Origin of the sequence: Porifericola rhodea (assembly GCF_030506305.1) — a bacterium.
GTDB classification, from domain to species: Bacteria; Bacteroidota; Bacteroidia; order Cytophagales; family Cyclobacteriaceae; genus Catalinimonas; species Catalinimonas rhodea.
The window spans coordinates 277,933-295,022 of sequence record NZ_CP119421.1 but is presented as its reverse complement, the minus strand read 5'-3'; the positions used below and the strand labels follow the sequence as shown (position 1 = coordinate 295,022).

Annotated in this window: 17 protein-coding genes; 7 read left to right on the top strand and 10 right to left on the bottom strand. The window is 40.6% G+C overall.

All coding sequences use genetic code 11. The features are described from left to right. Positions 1–40: 40 nt before the first annotated feature. From porD to PZB74_RS01200, 6 genes are all read right to left on the bottom strand, one after another. A complete protein-coding gene (gene porD / locus PZB74_RS01225) occupies positions 41–952 on the bottom strand; it encodes a type IX secretion system protein PorD (protein WP_302240110.1) in 912 nt (303 codons plus the stop codon). Continuing rightward, positions 945–2,153, bottom strand: a complete 1,209-nt coding sequence (gene coaBC, locus PZB74_RS01220; protein ID WP_302240108.1) for a bifunctional phosphopantothenoylcysteine decarboxylase/phosphopantothenate--cysteine ligase CoaBC — start codon at positions 2,151–2,153, stop codon at positions 945–947. Before coaBC ends, porD begins: the two co-directional genes overlap by 8 nt. A gap of 9 nt (positions 2,154–2,162) precedes the next feature. After that, a complete protein-coding gene (locus PZB74_RS01215; RefSeq protein WP_302240106.1) occupies positions 2,163–2,486 on the bottom strand; it encodes a DNA-directed RNA polymerase subunit omega in 324 nt (107 codons plus the stop codon). After that, positions 2,483–3,310, bottom strand: coding sequence for an outer membrane protein assembly factor BamD (locus PZB74_RS01210; protein WP_302240105.1), 828 nt, complete (start codon positions 3,308–3,310; stop codon positions 2,483–2,485). Before PZB74_RS01210 ends, PZB74_RS01215 begins: the two co-directional genes overlap by 4 nt. A 120-nt stretch (positions 3,311–3,430) precedes the next feature. After that, complete coding sequence (locus PZB74_RS01205; RefSeq protein ID WP_302240104.1) at positions 3,431–4,135, bottom strand: T9SS type A sorting domain-containing protein; 705 nt, start codon at positions 4,133–4,135, stop codon at positions 3,431–3,433. A 110-nt stretch (positions 4,136–4,245) separates the two neighbouring features. Beyond that, a complete protein-coding gene (locus PZB74_RS01200; protein ID WP_302240102.1) occupies positions 4,246–5,847 on the bottom strand; it encodes an OstA-like protein in 1,602 nt (533 codons plus the stop codon). 67 nt (positions 5,848–5,914) lie between these two features. Here PZB74_RS01200 and tilS point away from each other — a divergent pair, with 67 nt between their 5' ends. From tilS to PZB74_RS01165, 7 genes are all read left to right on the top strand, one after another. Beyond that, a complete protein-coding gene (gene tilS, locus PZB74_RS01195; protein WP_302240100.1) occupies positions 5,915–7,264 on the top strand; it encodes a tRNA lysidine(34) synthetase TilS in 1,350 nt (449 codons plus the stop codon). A 52-nt stretch (positions 7,265–7,316) separates the two neighbouring features. Next, complete coding sequence (locus tag PZB74_RS01190; protein ID WP_302240098.1) at positions 7,317–7,838, top strand: Crp/Fnr family transcriptional regulator; 522 nt, start codon at positions 7,317–7,319, stop codon at positions 7,836–7,838. A gap of 122 nt (positions 7,839–7,960) precedes the next feature. Continuing rightward, positions 7,961–8,887 (top strand): malate dehydrogenase, encoded by a 927-nt coding sequence (gene mdh, locus PZB74_RS01185; RefSeq protein ID WP_302240096.1) that lies wholly within the window; start codon positions 7,961–7,963, stop codon positions 8,885–8,887. Between the two features lie 158 nt (positions 8,888–9,045). After that, positions 9,046–9,498 (top strand): hypothetical protein, encoded by a 453-nt coding sequence (locus tag PZB74_RS01180; RefSeq protein ID WP_302240095.1) that lies wholly within the window; start codon positions 9,046–9,048, stop codon positions 9,496–9,498. 38 nt (positions 9,499–9,536) lie between these two features. Further along, positions 9,537–10,625 (top strand): cytochrome-c peroxidase, encoded by a 1,089-nt coding sequence (locus PZB74_RS01175; RefSeq protein WP_302240093.1) that lies wholly within the window; start codon positions 9,537–9,539, stop codon positions 10,623–10,625. 244 nt (positions 10,626–10,869) lie between these two features. Beyond that, the gene (locus tag PZB74_RS01170; RefSeq protein ID WP_302240091.1) at positions 10,870–11,637 is read left to right on the top strand and encodes a DUF3050 domain-containing protein; all 768 of its coding nucleotides are present in this window, start codon (positions 10,870–10,872) and stop codon (positions 11,635–11,637) included. Between the two features lie 17 nt (positions 11,638–11,654). Next, positions 11,655–12,725 carry a cytochrome-c peroxidase gene (locus PZB74_RS01165; protein ID WP_302240090.1) on the top strand — a complete coding sequence of 357 codons (1,071 nt, stop codon included), beginning with the start codon at positions 11,655–11,657 and terminating at the stop codon, positions 12,723–12,725. A gap of 411 nt (positions 12,726–13,136) precedes the next feature. Here the strand turns inward: PZB74_RS01165 and PZB74_RS01160 are convergent, their stop codons facing one another. From PZB74_RS01160 to PZB74_RS01145, 4 genes are all read right to left on the bottom strand, one after another. Then, entirely contained in the window at positions 13,137–13,727 is a 591-nt protein-coding gene (locus tag PZB74_RS01160) for a hypothetical protein (RefSeq protein ID WP_302240089.1), read from the bottom strand. A 325-nt stretch (positions 13,728–14,052) separates the two neighbouring features. Beyond that, a complete protein-coding gene (locus PZB74_RS01155) occupies positions 14,053–14,982 on the bottom strand; it encodes a sugar phosphate isomerase/epimerase family protein (RefSeq protein WP_302240087.1) in 930 nt (309 codons plus the stop codon). A 411-nt stretch (positions 14,983–15,393) separates the two neighbouring features. Then, positions 15,394–16,179, bottom strand: coding sequence for an L-fucose dehydrogenase (locus tag PZB74_RS01150; protein WP_302240085.1), 786 nt, complete (start codon positions 16,177–16,179; stop codon positions 15,394–15,396). A 24-nt stretch (positions 16,180–16,203) separates the two neighbouring features. Further along, positions 16,204–17,040, bottom strand: a complete 837-nt coding sequence (locus tag PZB74_RS01145; RefSeq protein ID WP_367281458.1) for an amidohydrolase family protein — start codon at positions 17,038–17,040, stop codon at positions 16,204–16,206. Positions 17,041–17,090 lie beyond the last annotated feature (50 nt).

Genomic DNA, 17,090 nt, shown 5'->3' with positions numbered 1-17,090 from the left:
TCAATAACAATAAGAATAGAGATACTTACAAAAAGTATTTTTAGTTATTGATGATAGGACTATAATCTTCTACTAGTGTAGGGTTAATTTCTACCAGAGCATTATAGGCATCTCTACGCACCTGAGTGTCTCCTTTGGAATAGGTACTGATAATTTCGTCATTTTTAGCATCAAAAAAAGAAACTAAAAGAATAGACTGAGGGAATATTTTGCTTACTTCCTGCATTTCATTTAGTGCAGAAAGCATATTTTTCCGGCTCTCTTCTTCATCTTCCATAAAAGTATCTAATCCAAGGCGATGGTATTGGTAAATGCCTCTACGCACGGGAGTCATTTGTGGGTTGATAAAGTTTTCTGCAAGCCAATACCTGTTTCTTCTTCTGCTGCTTCCAAACTGGTTCCACCCCTGACCTCCTTGCTGTTGAGCATTACTTACAATCAGTTGAGCTGTTTCAAAGTACTGCTGACCTCCCAGTTCACTGAAAGAGTCGTAATCTAAACCTAATATGATATTGGCATAGAAGGCCAGCAGGCTGCTGATATTGGTGGTAAAATTGTTAGGGTTAAACTCCAGGGGCTGAGATTCGGTGTATTGAAATTGCCAGTCACGATCAGCAAAATTGAGCATTAAAGACTCGTAATTGGTTCCGTAAATGGGACGCGAGGATTGTATCTGCACTGTAGCCTCAAAGTTACCTACGCTGGGCATCTGCTCAATATTAATTACAAAGTTGCAATTGATCCGCTCTTCGGGGGCAAAGCTATCATCCGTCCACTTTCTGTTGTTCAAAAACTGACGAAAGGCATTCTGCATGTCTTCAAAAACCCTGGTTTCGGTAGTTTGCACATTCTGGTAGTTTACTACCACATTGGCGTTAAGCTCCTGCGCCAGTAGGGGGGTAGCGTTCAAAACGCTAAAAAATAAGAGTAGTAGAATGCGTACTTTATCCATGATAATTTTCGGTAATGAGCTTTACAATATCACGTGCTACTTCTTGCTTGGACTTAAGAGGAAACGACTTAGGTTCCTGATTATTGGCTAAAATAACTTTAACCTTGTTGGTGTCATAACCAAATCCGGCTCCCTGATCGTTCAGGGAATTAAGCACAATCATGTTAAAGTTTTTCTCCCGGATTTTTTTGTAAGCATTAGCCTCTTCATCATGCGTTTCCAGTGCGAAACCTACCGTAAACTGTTTCTCACTTTTCTGAGTGCTTAAGGTACGAGCAATATCAATCGTTTTGGTCAGCTCAACCTGCAACTCTTCTTCTTTCTTTTTTATTTTTTTGCTGTACTTGATTTTTGGCGTGTAGTCAGAAACTGCGGCGGCAAATATGGCGATATCGCAGTTGGTAAAATGCTCGTGTGCAGCTTCATACATATCCTGCGCAGACTTTACCTGAATCAAGGTCAGGTGATGATGAGCAATAGTTTCGTGAGAAGGTCCGCTTATGAGTATGACTTCCGCTCCCTGTGCCAGTAAACTACGGGCAAGGGCGTAGCCCATTTTTCCTGATGAGGCATTACTAATATAGCGAACTGGGTCAATTGCTTCCTGTGTAGGGCCAGCAGTAAGTAGCACTTTCTTTCCCTCTAGTGCTAATGCCTGCTGAAAGTGCTGCTTTAAGTTGGTGACTATATTTTCAGGTTCTGCCATACGTCCTTGTCCGGAAAGTCCGCTGGCAAGCTCTCCCTCTTCCGCTTCAAGTATAATATTGCCGTATATTCTAAGTTTCTGAAGATTAGCCTGAGTAGATGGGTGAGCGTACATATCCAGGTCCATCGCTGGAGCTAATACTACCGGACAGCGGGCAGAAAGGTAAATAGCCGTAAGGAGGTCGTTGCAGATACCCTGAGCAAACTTAGCTAGCGTATTAGCGCTGGCGGGTGCAATTAGCATAAGGTCTGCCCAAAGCCCCAGTTCTACATGATTGTTCCATTGGCCTTGCCCTTTATCTGCTGTAAAAGTGGAAAGAACCGGTCTTTTAGATAAGGTAGCAAGGGTAAGAGGGGTAATAAAGTCCTGCGCAGCTTCAGTCATTACTACCTGAACTTCGGCTCCCTCTTTAACGAGGAGTCGAACGAGAAAAGCGGCCTTGTAAGCCGCTATACTCCCGCAAATTCCTAATATGATTTTTTTGCCTTGCAGCAAAATAACAAATTATTGTTCGTCTTCTTCTACACGTCTAAACTCTACTTCGCCATCTATAAACTCTTCTATAGCCATAGAAGTAGGTTTAGGCATTCTTTCGTAAAATCTAGAGATCTCAATTTGCTCTCTGTTTTCAAAAACCTCTTCCAGGTTATCTACGGTAGAAGCAAATTCAGCTAGCTTGCTGCTGAGTTCTTCTTTCATCGCAACAGATACCTGACGGGCTCTTTTAGAGATAATGGCTACTGACTCGTAGATATTACCAGTCTGATCAGCAATTTTGTCGGTATCGCGAGTTACGATAGATGCAGGAATGTTCGTTTTTTTTATCATTGTTTTATAGATGCGTTACTGTCACTAGTATCTTTTCCTATTTTCTCCACACAGGTTTCGTAGATGTTTTCAGCATCATCTACAAACTTGCTGTTAGGATATTTGTCTATGAAAGTTTGATAATACTCAATAGTGGTGTAATACCTTTCTTTCTGTTTTACAAGTATACTTTGTTCTGCCAATTTAAACTGTGCAGCTACCTTCCAGTAGCTAATTTCTTCGTTAAGCTCAGAGTCAGGAAAGTCCTTCTGAAAATTGTTGAAGGCAATAATCGCTGCTTTGTAGTTTTCAAGCTTGTAATACAAAATAGCATTATCATAAGCTTTAAGCTCCAACTTGGCCTGAAGTTCGTCCAGTATCTGCTCTGCTTTATCCTTATACTCACTATAAGGATATTTGTTAATAAAAAGTTGCATAGCCTCTATTGCTTCAAAAGTACTGCTCTGATCTAGGTTTGGTACCGGAGATTGCAGGTAAAGAGAGTAGGCATGCATATACAAAGATTCAGTTGCGTACTGGCTACGGGTATAGGTATCGTAGAAGTTTTTAAAGTAATGTGAGCTTAAGATATACTTGCGCTCATAGTAATGCGCATACGCATAATAGTACTGAGCTTCCTCTGCGGTTTTTGTACCCCTGATGATTGGTAGTACTTCTTCCAGCAAGACTATGGCCCGGTAGTAATCTTTATTTTGATAGTACTCCAGGGCAGCATCATATTTTACCTGCCAGTCTGAGCTCTTCTGAATTTTTCTAAAGTCGCTACATGCTGTAGTGAACAATAGCAAAACAAATGTTATAGCAAAGTATGTATTTTTCTGCAATGCTTATGTATTTATGTCATGCAAAGGTAACTGTATCTTAATGAAAATACAATGTATGTGATACAAACAAAGTTCCTGAGATACAGGCGTACAGAAATGTAAACGGGGCAGAGGCTAAAGTTATTTCCTGACCACCATTTTTTTGGTAGCCACATTTTTGCCGTTCAGATTAAGCGTATAGAAGTAAATTCCATTAGAAAGCTCATCAGCAGGTATTTTAAGGCTGTTTTCGGCAGGGGGTAAATCCTGAGCAAAAACCTGATTGCCTAATAAGTTAAGTACTACTATCTGGGCTTTATCATTCATATCGCTAATAGAGTAATCTATGGTTGCGGCACTCACAATGGGATTAGGATAGGCATTACTTACTTTAAGATTAGGCCTCTGATACATGATACCACCGGGAAACTCACCCTGCACATGAAAAGTAAAAGAGCGTTCCAATGCATTAGCGGGGGCATCGGTATCAAAAAAGAGTAAGCGAATGTTGCCCTGGATTTCTTTAAAACTAGCCTTAAGCTTAAAAGAAATATCGTCAAAAGTTTCGCCAGCTCTCAAAGTGTTAATCTCCAGTATGCCTTCTTTGTCAAGACAATCTTCTCCAATACAGAGAGAAGCAGGCAAATCTTCATTTGATTGGTCTGTGTCTAAAAATCTTACAGCTAAGCGTAAAGGTTTGTCAGATTGATTGTGAATGCTTAAAGGGAACTCCTGAAGCTTACCGGTGGGTACAAAATACTCTTCCTGTGAGTTTAGCAGCGTAAACTCCTGGGAATAAGCACTTAAGGTGCAGAGTAAAAAAAGTACCGGTAAGAAAAACTTCATAAACGGACTACTGGTATGTTTATTTCATAAAAATAACTTAAATTTTTGCTATAAATCAACTAATTTTTGTCATTTTATTACATCTACTTTCAGAGTCTACATATGTTATTTTACTGAGAAGAGGGAAGTTGCTGCTCAACTTTCTTGATGTCTACATCAGGAATTATACTGTTTTTATCCGTACCATTTCTTTGTTTTAATGCTGTTCTTTTGATCACCTGCTCTTTACTTGGGCGTTCATCAATTCGCCAGTCAAAGCCCTGAAGCTCTTTATCTGCCTTAGCCAGTTCATGCGGTGGAATTAACTGCCCATTTGGGTCTGTGTAAAAAGAAATGTTGTTTAAAGCACCTTGGGCAAATCTTAATACCATATCGCTACAGAGAATATGATTCATTCCTACTACGATGGAGTCCTGTTCCAGCACGAAGTAAATGCTTTCGCCATTACCGTTTACATCTATACTTTTAATCCTCCCCTGATCAAAATCTACTACCATATCTCGTCCTTTTACCTGGTTAAAATTGCTGGTAGTGTCTTTAGAGATTACAAAGGAATTTTGTATTACATTCATCTTACGTACCTGTCCATCAATAATTTCTAAATTTATAGTATCGGCAACGATCTGGCTTTCATTGTTCCATAAAATGGGGTCACGATATAAGTATAGGATAGAGTCTGTAATATGGTAAGAAAGCGAATCTGATAATGCCTGTAGGTCGCTACGGTAAACACGAACGTCATGATAGGCCAATATTCTTTCGTTTTCGGGTATGGAGTCTTCTACGCTAACCAACGTATCTGCAGAAAGAAAAAGGGTGTCCATTTCCATAGGGCGACGCATTACTGCCTTGCCGTAGACTTTGGTAATGCCTAAATTTCGCCGATATATAGCGCTATCTCCGGTAATAACTACATTCTCATCTTTGGAGACCATTTCTACATTAGAGGTAGCCCGATATAGTTTTTGCACATCGTCCAGAAAGAGCTGATCCGCACTAATAATATATTTTTCGGTTTCTACCGTACCCAGTCCAAAAATAGACTGCTGCTGTGTGGTTAGGTACTCACTACCGGCCTGTGCGGTAAGTTGGTTGCCATCTCTGGCGGTAATTAGTGTAGGCCCCTGGGTATAAGCTATTTTAGATTGGGTATTGTACTGTAAGGTATCAGATTCTAAGGTATAATCCGGATTAACCAATACTACACTATCTTTGAAAGAAGCCATGTGGCTTATGGTATGGTAAGATCCCTCTGTACTGGTGAGCACGTTGGTAGAGTCAACCAGCCGCCCTCCTTCATAATAGTAAGCCAGATTGGCAGGAAGGTTATAATCCAGATGATCAGAGTAGAGTGTCATGCTGGGGTCTTTATAGATAACGTCTTCTCTCATCTGAGCCACTCGGGTATTGCCATTATATATTAATTTTTTGCCGGTGACAGTGATGGTATCGCTTTCTACTACACGCACACGTTCACCAAATACTTCTGTCACGTTTTTTTGAGAATAGAGAATAACCGAGTCTCCAAAAATACGGGTATTACCCTGCCTCAGAATTACATCTCCAATAAGTTTACGGAAAGGTTCCCCATTTTCATTTGTACTTCCTTCAAATGAATCAGCCTGTTCAATATTGATCTTACCCTGCCCAAATACAGAAAAAGAGCAAACAAAAATTAAGAAGAGGGGTAAGAAGTTATATATGAATTTCATTTTTTTGATTCTGCTTATTTTTTAACAACGGATCATCCTAGATGATCTTGACGAATAACTTGAAAACATGGTTAATAAATTTGAAGCTTTTGTAAGCGAAACGCATCTATTTACCAAAGACACTCCTGTGTTACTTGCCGTTAGCGGCGGAGTAGACTCAGTAGTGATGAGCGATTTGTTTGCCAAAGCAAATATGAACTTTGCAATCGCGCATTGCAACTTCAATTTACGTGCAGAAGAGTCAGATGGTGATGAAACATTTGTTGCCCAACTGGCACAGCAATACAAAGTACAACATTATGCTAAGTCTTTTGACACCATTCAATATGCTGAAAAGTATAAAGTTTCAATAGAAATGGCTGCTCGTGAGCTACGCTATCAGTGGTTTAACGAACTTCTTGCTACCTACTCTTATGCATATGTTGCTACGGCTCACCATAAGAACGATGTGTTAGAAACTTTAATATTTAACCTGAGCAAAGGTACTGGTATTGCAGGACTGCACGGTATTCGTCCGAAAAATGGGCGGACTATTCGTCCTATTCTTTTTGCGGATCGCCGGCAGATAGAAGCGTATGCACAAGAAAACCAGCTTCAGTGGCGCGAAGATAGCTCTAACCTGGATGAGAAGCATCGCAGAAACATGATTCGCCAGAAGGTAATTCCTGTAATGGAAGAGATCAACCCCAATCTTTTGCAGACCTTAGAAATGAGCCTGGAGAGAATTTCCGGTGCAGAAGAAGTATTTAAAGCTGTAGTGAAAGACCTGAAAAATGTGTGTGTGCGAGCTGATGGCAGAGATGTTTATCTCAACATTAATATGCTCAAAAATCAGCCTGGGTTAAATGTAGTGCTGCATGAGTTGATCAAGGAGTATGGCTTTCAGTACCATCAATCCAGAGAGATAGCCGAGGCTATTCGCAAAGAAGAGGTACTTCAGGTAGGAAAAGTGTTTGACTCCTCCTCTCATCGTTTAAATATAGATCGTAAGGAGTTGATTATCAGTCTTATACATGAAGAGGGTGTAGGGGCTTATGTTATTGATGAGCAGGAACATGAGCTACATGCAGAAGATTTTGATCTCTCTATTTGTGTAAGGGATGCCTTAAAATACAAGCTGCTGCCACTGGCAAACATGGCCGCGCTGGATCATGAAAAACTAAAATTTCCCCTTACACTCAGAAAATGGAAAAAAGGAGATTTTTTCTATCCACTCGGCATGAATCGCAAAAAAAAGCTGAGCGATTTTATGATAGACCTCAAAATTCCGCTAAACTTGAAAAAGAGAGTGATGGTGCTTACTTCTGGCGATGATATTGTGTGGGTAGTAGGGCATAGGATAGATCATCGTTTTCGGATAACCGAAAATACCCGCCAGGTTTATGAGGTAAAGCAGGAGGTAAAATCACTTCCATAATCCTGCTTTCAGTAGGCTAAGCACCTGATAGGTGGCAATTATTTTTAGTTACATGAAAAATCCTTTTCAAAGATCATACTCTGCTGAAGAGAAGAGTATTCTGAGCTTTATGTCTGGTATTAAAATCTTTGAGTCGCTTACTGATGACGAAAAGGCTTTTTTTATTCCTTATCTCTATCCCCGCAAATACAAGCAGGATGAAGTAGTGTTTTTTAGAAAAGACCCCAGCCATGCCCTCTACATTATCAAACGGGGTAAGGTGTCTATATCTTTTGATATCGGTGAAGATCTGGAGGTACTGAACCAGATAGGAAGTGGACATTCTTTTGGAAATAACGCTTGTATAGCGGAAACTAACCGTTTCTACAATGCTATTGTCACTTCGCCAGATGCAGATCTGTATGTGATACCTCATGTAAATATTATGGATATCTTTTCGGCTCAGCCAAAGATAAAAGCAAAAGTGCTGGCATCACTTACGGAGATGTACGACGAGTATACCAAGCAGCTTTTTGCATCTTACAGATCATCCAAAGGCTTTTTTAGCCTGGATCTGCTATATACTACCTTCTGATGTTAAATATCTGTAGCGTAATTGAAGCAGTATTTTCTATCTTCTTTGCGCTACTTTATTAAATTTGTGACCTTCAGGACAATAAAAATTTTTTCACCAAACTATATAAATATCCATATACTATGAAAGTAACAGTAGTAGGAGCTGGAAACGTAGGAGCCACCTGCGCCGATGTTTTAGCTTATCGTGAGATAGCTAATGAAGTTGTACTGGTAGATATCAAGGAAGGGCTGGCCGAAGGAAAAGCGCTGGACATCTGGGAGAAGTCGCCTATCAACCTCTACGACACCCGCACCATAGGCTCTACCAATGACTATACAAAAACCGCTGGTTCTGATGTGGTAGTAATCACTTCAGGGCTTCCTCGTAAGCCTGGTATGTCTCGCGATGACCTTATCGAGACTAATGCCGGTATCGTAAAGACAGTGACAGAAAACGTAATTAAGCATTCACCTGAAGCTATCCTGATTATTGTGTCTAACCCGCTAGACGTAATGACCTATCAGGCACACCTGACTTCTAAAGCTCCTCGTACCAAAGTAATGGGTATGGCTGGTATACTGGATACCGCCCGATATCGTTCTTTCCTTGCAGAAGAGCTTAATGTGTCTCCTAAAGACATTCAGGCTGTGCTAATGGGTGGTCATGGTGATACTATGGTGCCTCTACCTCGTTATACTACTGTAGGTGGTATTCCGGTAACTGAAATGATTGATAGTGATAAGCTGGATGCTATTGTAGAACGTACCAAAAAAGGTGGTGGTGAACTGGTTAAGCTTATGGGTACTTCGGCCTGGTATGCGCCGGGTGCTGCGGCTGCTCAGATGGTAGAAGCTATCGTTAAAGATCAGCGTCGTGTATTCCCTGTATGTGTTAAACTGGAAGGCGAATACGGAATAGACAACTGCTACCTGGGAGCTCCTGTCATTTTAGGTAAAAATGGTATTGAAAAAATCATTGAGCTTGAGCTTACCGATGACGAGATGCAACTGCTGAAAACCTCAGAAGGTCACGTAAGAGAAGTAATGCAGGTACTGGACAAGATGTAATAAACTCCGTACTTCAATAATATCGAAAAGGCTTCATTTATGAAGTCTTTTTGCTTTTAAGCCCCTCTAAGCGTATTATTGTTAGTAGCAAAGTTCATCTCAGACTAATTTAGCCGACTTAATTTAAAGACAATCCTTATTAGCTTAACATAACTGCTATGATGAGAATGTTATGTCTTTTTGTATTGGTAGGCTTATACGCCTGTTCTCTGGATTCACAAGGTGAGCGCTCTCCACGCTCAGAACAACAGGCAGAGCAAGATACCCTCTACAAACAAATGATGGCCATACACGACGAAGTAATGCCGGAAATGGACCGTATTTTTAGGCTTCAGCGACTACTCATGGAGTCTGTAGATAGCCTGGAACTGATTAAAAAAAATAAAGAGCTCTTACAAAAAATTAATGACTGCAAACAGGCTAAAGGTGAGCTATTACAAGCAGAAGAAGCTATGATGGACTGGATGCGTTCCAATGATTTTGAGTTTGAAAACATGACCCAGCAGGAAATTATTTGTCTTTTGCAAACTGAAAAGGATAACATCATCGTTGTAAAAGAAAAAATGCTGAATAGTATACAAAAAGCAGAGCATCTACTTCAAAATATTTGAATACCATTCGTCTATCATATTGTGTCTTAGTTTTGTTTGTGTGTAGCTTATTGGCATGTGAGGAAGGAGAAGGGCAGGGTGAAGCGGTATATGATCCGACACCTTATGAACTCAGCCTACCTTGGTATTTTCCTGACAACATACGATTGCCGGAAGATAACCCACTAACTGAGGAGGGGGTAGCTCTTGGCAGAATGTTGTTTTATGAGACGCAGCTTTCAGAAGACGGTAGTATTTCCTGTGCCTCTTGCCATCAGCAGAATAAAGCATTTACAGATGGTAAACAGTTTCCAGTAGGGCTTAATGGGGGAGAGGTAGACAAAAATGCTATGTCTTTACACAATCTGTTATGGGTAAGCCGCTTTAATTGGGATGGGCGTGATGCAAGCCTGGAAGAGCAGGCGGTTGGACCACTGACCAATCCTCTGGAAATGGGACTTACAGACGTAAATGAAGCAGTTTTACGTCTGCAAGCTACTGATAATTACCCCAACAAATTTTTTGAAGCTTTTGGTAGTGATAGTATCACTGAGCAAAACCTATTAAAAGCCTTGGCGCAGTTTCAGCGCACCCTTATTAGTGATCAGACCAAGCTAGACCGTTATTGGCGTGATGAATACCAGCCTACCGAATTGGAGCTTAAGGGCATGACTTTATTTTATACTCACCCGGAACCATCTCAGGGCATCAGGGGCGCCAACTGTGGAGATTGCCATCTTGGGCCCTTTACAGGTGGAGCATACGAAGGCTTTAGTGGGTTTCATAACAATGGACTGGACACAGATGCCTCTTTAGCCGAAGGCTTAGCTTCACATAGCGGAAGTAATTTTGATCAAGGGAAGTTCCGGGCACCTTCGTTGAGAAATATCGCACTTACTGCTCCTTACATGCATGATGGCAGATTTAGCACACTAGAAGAAGTGCTGGAACATTATGATGAGCATATACAGATGAGCAATACGTTGGACCCACTTATTCTGGAAGCCAGCAATCAAGCTATAACCACCTCAGATAGTGTGAGGCTTTATCTGCTGCCAGAAGAAAAAGAAGCTGTATTAGCCTTCTTACATATGCTCACAGATAGCTCATTTATTCAGAACGAAAAATTTTCTAATCCCTTCAAATAGCAACTCAAATAGATAAAGCGAAGTGCTTACTTTTAATTTTATATCTTATCGCTTATTATCTGGTACTATAAGGAACTAGCTAATGGCAACAAAGATTATGTAAGTGGAGTATAACAGCAGCCAGAAAGAGCAATCTAAACGCTACACCTTCTACGTTTATTTAATGATGTTTTACTTTTCGCACTATAGTTGAAGGTAAAGGACATGAGTAGTTTTTGTAACAGTACTAGAACATATATTTAATATGAACCCTCACATCAGCAGAATAGAAAAAGGCCTGGCGCCTTTGAAAGATCAACTGATTAACCACACCTTGTATCAGAAAATTACTAAGCCAGGACATTTACATACATTTATGGAGGCTCATGTATTTGCTGTATGGGATTTTATGTCCTTGCTCAAGTTTTTACAGCGCGAGCTTAGCTGTGTACAGATACCCTGGGTGCCCGCTCCGCATAGCAGTGCTGCCCGCATGATAAACGAAATAGTGCTAGGGGAAGAAACTGATGTAGACCGCCATGGCAATCCTGCCAGTCATTTTGAGCTTTACCAACTTGCTATGCAAAAAGCAGGCGCGGATACTAGCCTTATTGATCAGTTTGTGCAGGGAATTCGCCAGTCGCAGTCGGTAGACCAACTGGCTGTTCAGCTTGCTTTACACAAAGAGATAAAAGCCTTTATGGATTTTACCTTTCAAACTATTGACAGGGGGCTGGTACACGAAGTAGCCGCTGTATTTACCTGGGGGCGCGAAGACCTTATTCCTGATATGTTTACTTCATTGGTAAAAGATATACAAAAGAATCAATCGGCTAATCTGGAAGATTTTATCTACTACCTGGATCGTCATATAGAATTGGATGCTGACGAGCACGGACCTTTGGCGATGCTGATGATGGAGTCGCTTTGTGAAGACGATCAACAAAAGTGGAATCAGAGCTATAAAGTGGCTCAAAAAGCGCTTAAAGCCAGAATTAGCCTTTGGGATAGTATTGAAAAGGCTTTGGCCTGATTATAAATAATATGCAAATGCTGAAAACCACAAAACTGGCTCTTCCTCTGCTCTTTTTGTGGTTTTTTTTGTGTTGTAGTGAGCAGAAGCCAGGTGCTGAAAATAATAGCGCCACTCCTTATACGCTTAAGATTCCTTCAAATCTTGGTGCTATGCCTATTCCTGAGCATAATCCACTCAGTAAAGAGGGGGTGGCGCTGGGCAAGATGCTCTTTCATGACCCACGACTCTCAGCTAACCATCAAATATCCTGTGCTAGCTGCCATCAACCTTCATTAGCCTTTTCTGATGGGCTGGCATTAAGCCATGCAGGGCAAAGCCAGCAAAGATTAACTCGGCATGTGCCTCAGCTCACGAACGTAGGATGGAACAAGAGTTTTTTCTGGGATGGAGGTGCCAAAAATCTGGAGTCTATGGTATTTGGCCCTCTTACACACCCCGATGAGATGGGGCAAAACCTGACAAGTTTAATCTCTCAATTGCAGCAAGATGAGCTGTACCTCCGGCTTTTTGCCCAAGCGTTTGGTACAGATTCTATACAGGCTGCTTACCTGGCGCGTTCGCTGGCACAGTATATGCGCACTTTGTTAAGTGCAAATAGTCCTTATGATCAGTATATCAGGGGCGAAAAACATGCTGCGCTTAGCAAAGAGGCGCTACTAGGCATGGCTTTGTTTGAAAAAAAGTGTGCTTCCTGCCATACTTTTGGCAAAGGTGAAAATGATTATTTTACTGATTTTTCCTTTCACAATATCGGGCTGGATACTGTTTATAGCGAAGATGAGGAAAGAGTTTTTATGGGTAGGTATCGCATTACATACGATAGTATGCACATTGGAGCGTTTAAAACACCCACTTTGCGCAATGTAGCTGTTACACCTCCTTATATGCATGACGGACGTTTTGCTACCTTGGAAGAAGTACTAGAGCATTACAGCAGCGGAGTAAAACTTTCCTATTCTCTGGATACACGCTTACGTGCTGGAGAAAATTTAGGTATCGCTCTGGAAGAAGATGAAAAGAAAGCTCTCATCTCATTTTTAAATACCCTTACGGATACCAGTTTTATTTCACAAACGACTCCCTGAGTATTAGTTAAGTAGAGTTAAACAATGTGAATAATTCACATCGTGGATGTTTGGGCCTGCGTAAAATCAGGAAGAATATTGGTAATTTTTACAAAATTTATGCAACCGATAATTGTATATGATGAAGTTGTGCTATAAGTATTTTGGTAAATAAGAGATATTTGAAAAATCATCAAAATAAATTATCAGATGTAAGTAATTTTTTATATATTAGTATTAAGAATTGAATCAATTATTGATAATTCAATTCTGTACTTCACTTTATCACTCTATTACAACAATCTATTACTATCATTTCAAGCTTCTGCCTTATGTTTATAGGGATGGAAGCTTTTTTTTTGAGTAAACGATTGGCTTGTAGATTGTCAGTTGATTAATAGCTCTATTATCCGGGTTCAATAACACTTTTAGTTACCCTTCTGCCTCTAAAATTTCCAATAAAAGACCGGCCTGAGCAAGAAACTGGCTGATAGCCATATCCTGCTGCTCAAGTTCTAGATTATCCCGAAAATTTTTAGCCATTTGTCTGAGGTTGCTCCTTTCCTGAGCCAGTTGCTCAGAATTGTTCAACTCAATTGATTGCATAACTCCCGAAATCATTTCAAAAGTATGGCTTACTGTAAGTGTTTTGTCAGTATCAGAGCTATGAGAAATTTTTTTGGATTGTTCCTGTAGTTGAACCAGAGTAGAGGGGTTAAGAGCGATTCTATGCTTTTGCCTAAGCTCTTCTAAAGCAAAAGTCAGGTAGTTAACTGCTCCGGAAATGTAGTCATCAGAAGCTTGCTGGTGCTGATAAGAACTGATGTAAGCTAAATACTTATCAATATCAGTGTCATATTCATATGTATCTATATGCTGAGGTACTGCTTGGCTACTTTGATTCTGATCGGTAGGCTTATTCGTAAACGAAAGTCTCAATAATTGAAAAACTACAAATGCAATTAGTAGGGCTATAATCAACAGTAGGTACCAACGTGAGTGTCTTCTACTAATCCTAGGCATGAGTAAGAAAGTAACAGCTAAAAAATGGCGTTTAAAAAATATAGAGTGAGTAGCTTAAAAATAAAGTAAAAAATTTTAAGCTCACTCTATATGTGCATACGTGATAAAATCAATTGGGGTACGCCATTAGGCCATTAATTCTCACTTTTTTTGAGAGCCGTAGTTTACTCTTCATTATTAGTAAGTAGTTTATCAAAACATAAATATTTAGTAGCCATGTTAAGAGTATATACGATTTCCTTTTAGAGAAAATACTTATACAATTTTGTAGTGATAGACACTTAAATATTTAGATTTTGTGTATACTTTTCTGCCCTTATAAGTTTTAGGCATTTATAGCTTTCTGTAGCATTTCTACACTCTTTCTCATGCCACTTTTGGCCTCTTCTTTACCTTCAAACTCAATAGATACGTAACCCTTATAACCTGCTTCTCTTAATATTTTAAAGATACGGTCATAGTCTAGGTCCAGTGTATACCACTCTCCGCCACCATAATAAGTTTTAGCCTGAATGAAATCTGCGTAAGGGGCTACCATTTCAAGTTTGTCGTAAGGGTTTTCCAGAAAATTACCGGTATCTAAAAGAATACCCATCCATTCAGAGTCTATTGCTTTACGAATGCGAAGGAGCCCTTCAGGAGTAGAGGTTAAGCCCCAATGGTTTTCCAGAGCTAGTATTACGCCTCGCTCTTCAGCTTTAGGTAGGCACTCCTGAATAGAGTTAATGCACCACTCAAAGGCATCATCGTTAGTATAGCCCTCTATGGGGTCTTCTACGCCTCGCTTTGCCATAAGTTCGTCAAAGGAAGGTACAGTACCCCAGCGTCCGGAATTTAATCGGATAGAAGGTATGCCCATTTGGTATGCTAACTCAATACAGTGTTTGGTATGCTCAATAGCAACTTCCCGTTCTTTTTTGTCAGGAGATACAAAATCCTGATGTATAGATAGAGATATCAGATCCACTCCTCTAGTAAAAGCATGCTTTTTTAGCTTGTTCATATACCTGATGTCTTCACTTTCCATTTGTCTATGTAGTATGTCTACACCAGAAAGACCAAGCTCTGCGGCTTCGTCAATTACCTGCTCAATAGGAAATTTAGCGGTACGAAAATGCCAGTATGAGTAAGTGGAAACAGCCAGCCTGATATCATGAGAAGCAGGTTTAGCAGAATGAAGTAAAGATGGCGAAGCACTACAGGCCAGGCCGCCGACCATACTTTTCTGAAGGAATTGTCTACGCGAGTTGCTCATAAGTTAGGTAGTGGATTGATGGTTTTTATTCCTATACTACTTAAAAGTGAGGTGCTATTCAAGTTTGCAGCAGCGTATTGAGCTTATGTAATTAATTAGATTAAATTTATACTTAAGAGTTTATGGTTTGTAATCTGTGAGCATTGATTATATACTCACATTAGCAACTCCATAGTTTTATGTATAATACACTTGTTGGTTGTAGCCTGAGCTTTGGCAACACTTTATAGTCGCAATTCTTATCTATTTGCTCTAAAGCTATTGCGGCAATACAAATAGCCAGATAGGCTTTGCTTTTGGGCCTTGCCAATAAGCTGGCTAAGTATGGTGGGTTGTTGTAAAGGAAAGTGTAGTTACAAAAATTTAGGAGGTTCGTATGGAATGTAACAAACCTCCTTCTTTATTGGGTTGCTATGACCCTATGGCACGATCCAGGTGAGTATAGCCTCCATCTGGAAACAGGTACTGCCCTGTAGTGTGCCCCGCCTGCTCTGAGGCAGTAAAAAGTACAGTAGCAGCAATTTCTTCGGGGGTGGTCATTCTTTGCCCCAAAGGTATTCTCTGCGTAATTTCTTTGAGTTTAGCTTCCGGATTATCGTAAGAGTTGAGCCAGCCTCGGTACATGGGAGTCATTACCTCTGCGGGTAGTACTGCATTTACGCGAATACCATATGGCAGTAGCTCTACCGCCCATTCGCGAGTGAGGCCTAGTTGCCCTGCTTTACTGGCAATATAGGCAGAAGAATTGCCCTGACCCGTAACAGCAGTCTTAGAGCTGATATTAATAATGTTTCCTTTACTTTTGATAAGGTGAGGGAGAGCATAATGAGCAAGCACGTAGTAATGGAATATGTTGTTTTGAATAGACTCCATAAACTGTTCAGGAGAACCGTTTTCCAAACCTATACTATCGTTATAGCCGGCATTGTTTATCAGTACATCAATTTTTGCAAATTTGCTTACTGTTTCATCAATTGCTTTTTTGCATGCCTCCTTTTTACTAAGGTCTGCTTGCACAAACAAACACTGATGCCCGGCATCAAGTAGTTCTTTTTCTAGTTCTTTTCCTTTGTCCTCACTTCTGTTTACAATAATGGGAACAGCCCCTTCATTTACAGCGCTACGCACAATTGCTTCACCAATACCGCTGGCACCGCCGGTAACAATAATAACTTTGTCTTTGAGTTTGAGGTCCATGCAGGAAAAATTTAGGTTGTTTGCTTATACTTTTAGTTGATAAAAATCTATTGCGTTCTGCCCTAATATCCGGGCTTGTTCGTCAGCTGAAAGTCTGCCGATGTAATCTTCTACCAGTCCCATTACCTCCTGATAGCTCGCTGCAAGTCGGCATACCGGCCAGTCTGAGCCTATCATTAATCTGTCGCTACCAAAAGCTTCCATTGCTACATCCAGGTAGGCGTGGAGGTCATCAGCTTTCCAGTTTTTCCAGTCGGCCTCGGTAAGCATACCAGAGAGTTTGCAGTAAACATTTGGGTACTCCGCCAGCGACCGCATATTGTCGTCCCATGGGGTGAGTACACCCGCGGCAATGCGAGGTTTAGCAATATGGTCTAGCACAAAGCGGCACTCGGGCATATAGCCTACAAATTGAAGTGCTACCGGCAAATGTTTTTCAAAAATGAGAATGTCGTAAGTCAGGTTGAATTCTGGCAGCATTTTAACGCCTTTCATAAAATCGGGACGCAGCAGAAAATAATCGTCGGGTTCGTCTTGCACTACATGCCTGATGCCGCAAAGCTTTTTTTCGTGGGCATAATGCTGTAGTCTGCTTCTTACATTGATATCACACAAATCTACCCAGCCCACTACACCTTTAATGTAATCGTATTCTGCTGCCAGTTTGAGCAAAAAGTCAGTCTCTTCTTCTGACTGGCTGGCCTGTACTGCTACACAACCATCAAAGCCGCTTTTATCCATCTCTTCTTTAAGGTCAGGGGGCAGAAAGTCTTGTTTGAGCACCGACATAGAATCATTAATCCATGCAAAGCGCTTGGGGTCGTACTTCCAGAAATGTTGATGTGCGTCTATTTTAATCATAAATGCTAGTTCACAAATGACAAAAAATATAAAATCTTAATCTAACGTTT

Bases quoted from the DNA above. Each gene is read 5' to 3' on its own strand.
- PZB74_RS01170 (WP_302240091.1), top strand. From the start codon at position 10,870: ATGAACCCTCACATCAGCAGAATAGAAAAAGGCCTGGCGCCTTTGAAA.
- PZB74_RS01205 (WP_302240104.1), bottom strand. From the start codon at position 4,135: ATGAAGTTTTTCTTACCGGTACTTTTTTTACTCTGCACCTTAAGTGCT.
- PZB74_RS01145 (WP_367281458.1), bottom strand. From the start codon at position 17,040: ATGATTAAAATAGACGCACATCAACATTTCTGGAAGTACGACCCCAAG.
- porD (WP_302240110.1), bottom strand. From the start codon at position 952: ATGGATAAAGTACGCATTCTACTACTCTTATTTTTTAGCGTTTTGAAC.
- PZB74_RS01155 (WP_302240087.1), bottom strand. From the start codon at position 14,982: ATGAGCAACTCGCGTAGACAATTCCTTCAGAAAAGTATGGTCGGCGGC.
- PZB74_RS01160 (WP_302240089.1), bottom strand. From the start codon at position 13,727: ATGCCTAGGATTAGTAGAAGACACTCACGTTGGTACCTACTGTTGATT.
- mdh (WP_302240096.1), top strand. From the start codon at position 7,961: ATGAAAGTAACAGTAGTAGGAGCTGGAAACGTAGGAGCCACCTGCGCC.
- PZB74_RS01215 (WP_302240106.1), bottom strand. From the start codon at position 2,486: ATGATAAAAAAAACGAACATTCCTGCATCTATCGTAACTCGCGATACC.
- PZB74_RS01180 (WP_302240095.1), top strand. From the start codon at position 9,046: ATGATGAGAATGTTATGTCTTTTTGTATTGGTAGGCTTATACGCCTGT.
- PZB74_RS01165 (WP_302240090.1), top strand. From the start codon at position 11,655: ATGCTGAAAACCACAAAACTGGCTCTTCCTCTGCTCTTTTTGTGGTTT.
- tilS (WP_302240100.1), top strand. From the start codon at position 5,915: ATGGTTAATAAATTTGAAGCTTTTGTAAGCGAAACGCATCTATTTACC.
- PZB74_RS01190 (WP_302240098.1), top strand. From the start codon at position 7,317: ATGAAAAATCCTTTTCAAAGATCATACTCTGCTGAAGAGAAGAGTATT.
- PZB74_RS01200 (WP_302240102.1), bottom strand. From the start codon at position 5,847: ATGAAATTCATATATAACTTCTTACCCCTCTTCTTAATTTTTGTTTGC.
- PZB74_RS01150 (WP_302240085.1), bottom strand. From the start codon at position 16,179: ATGGACCTCAAACTCAAAGACAAAGTTATTATTGTTACCGGCGGTGCC.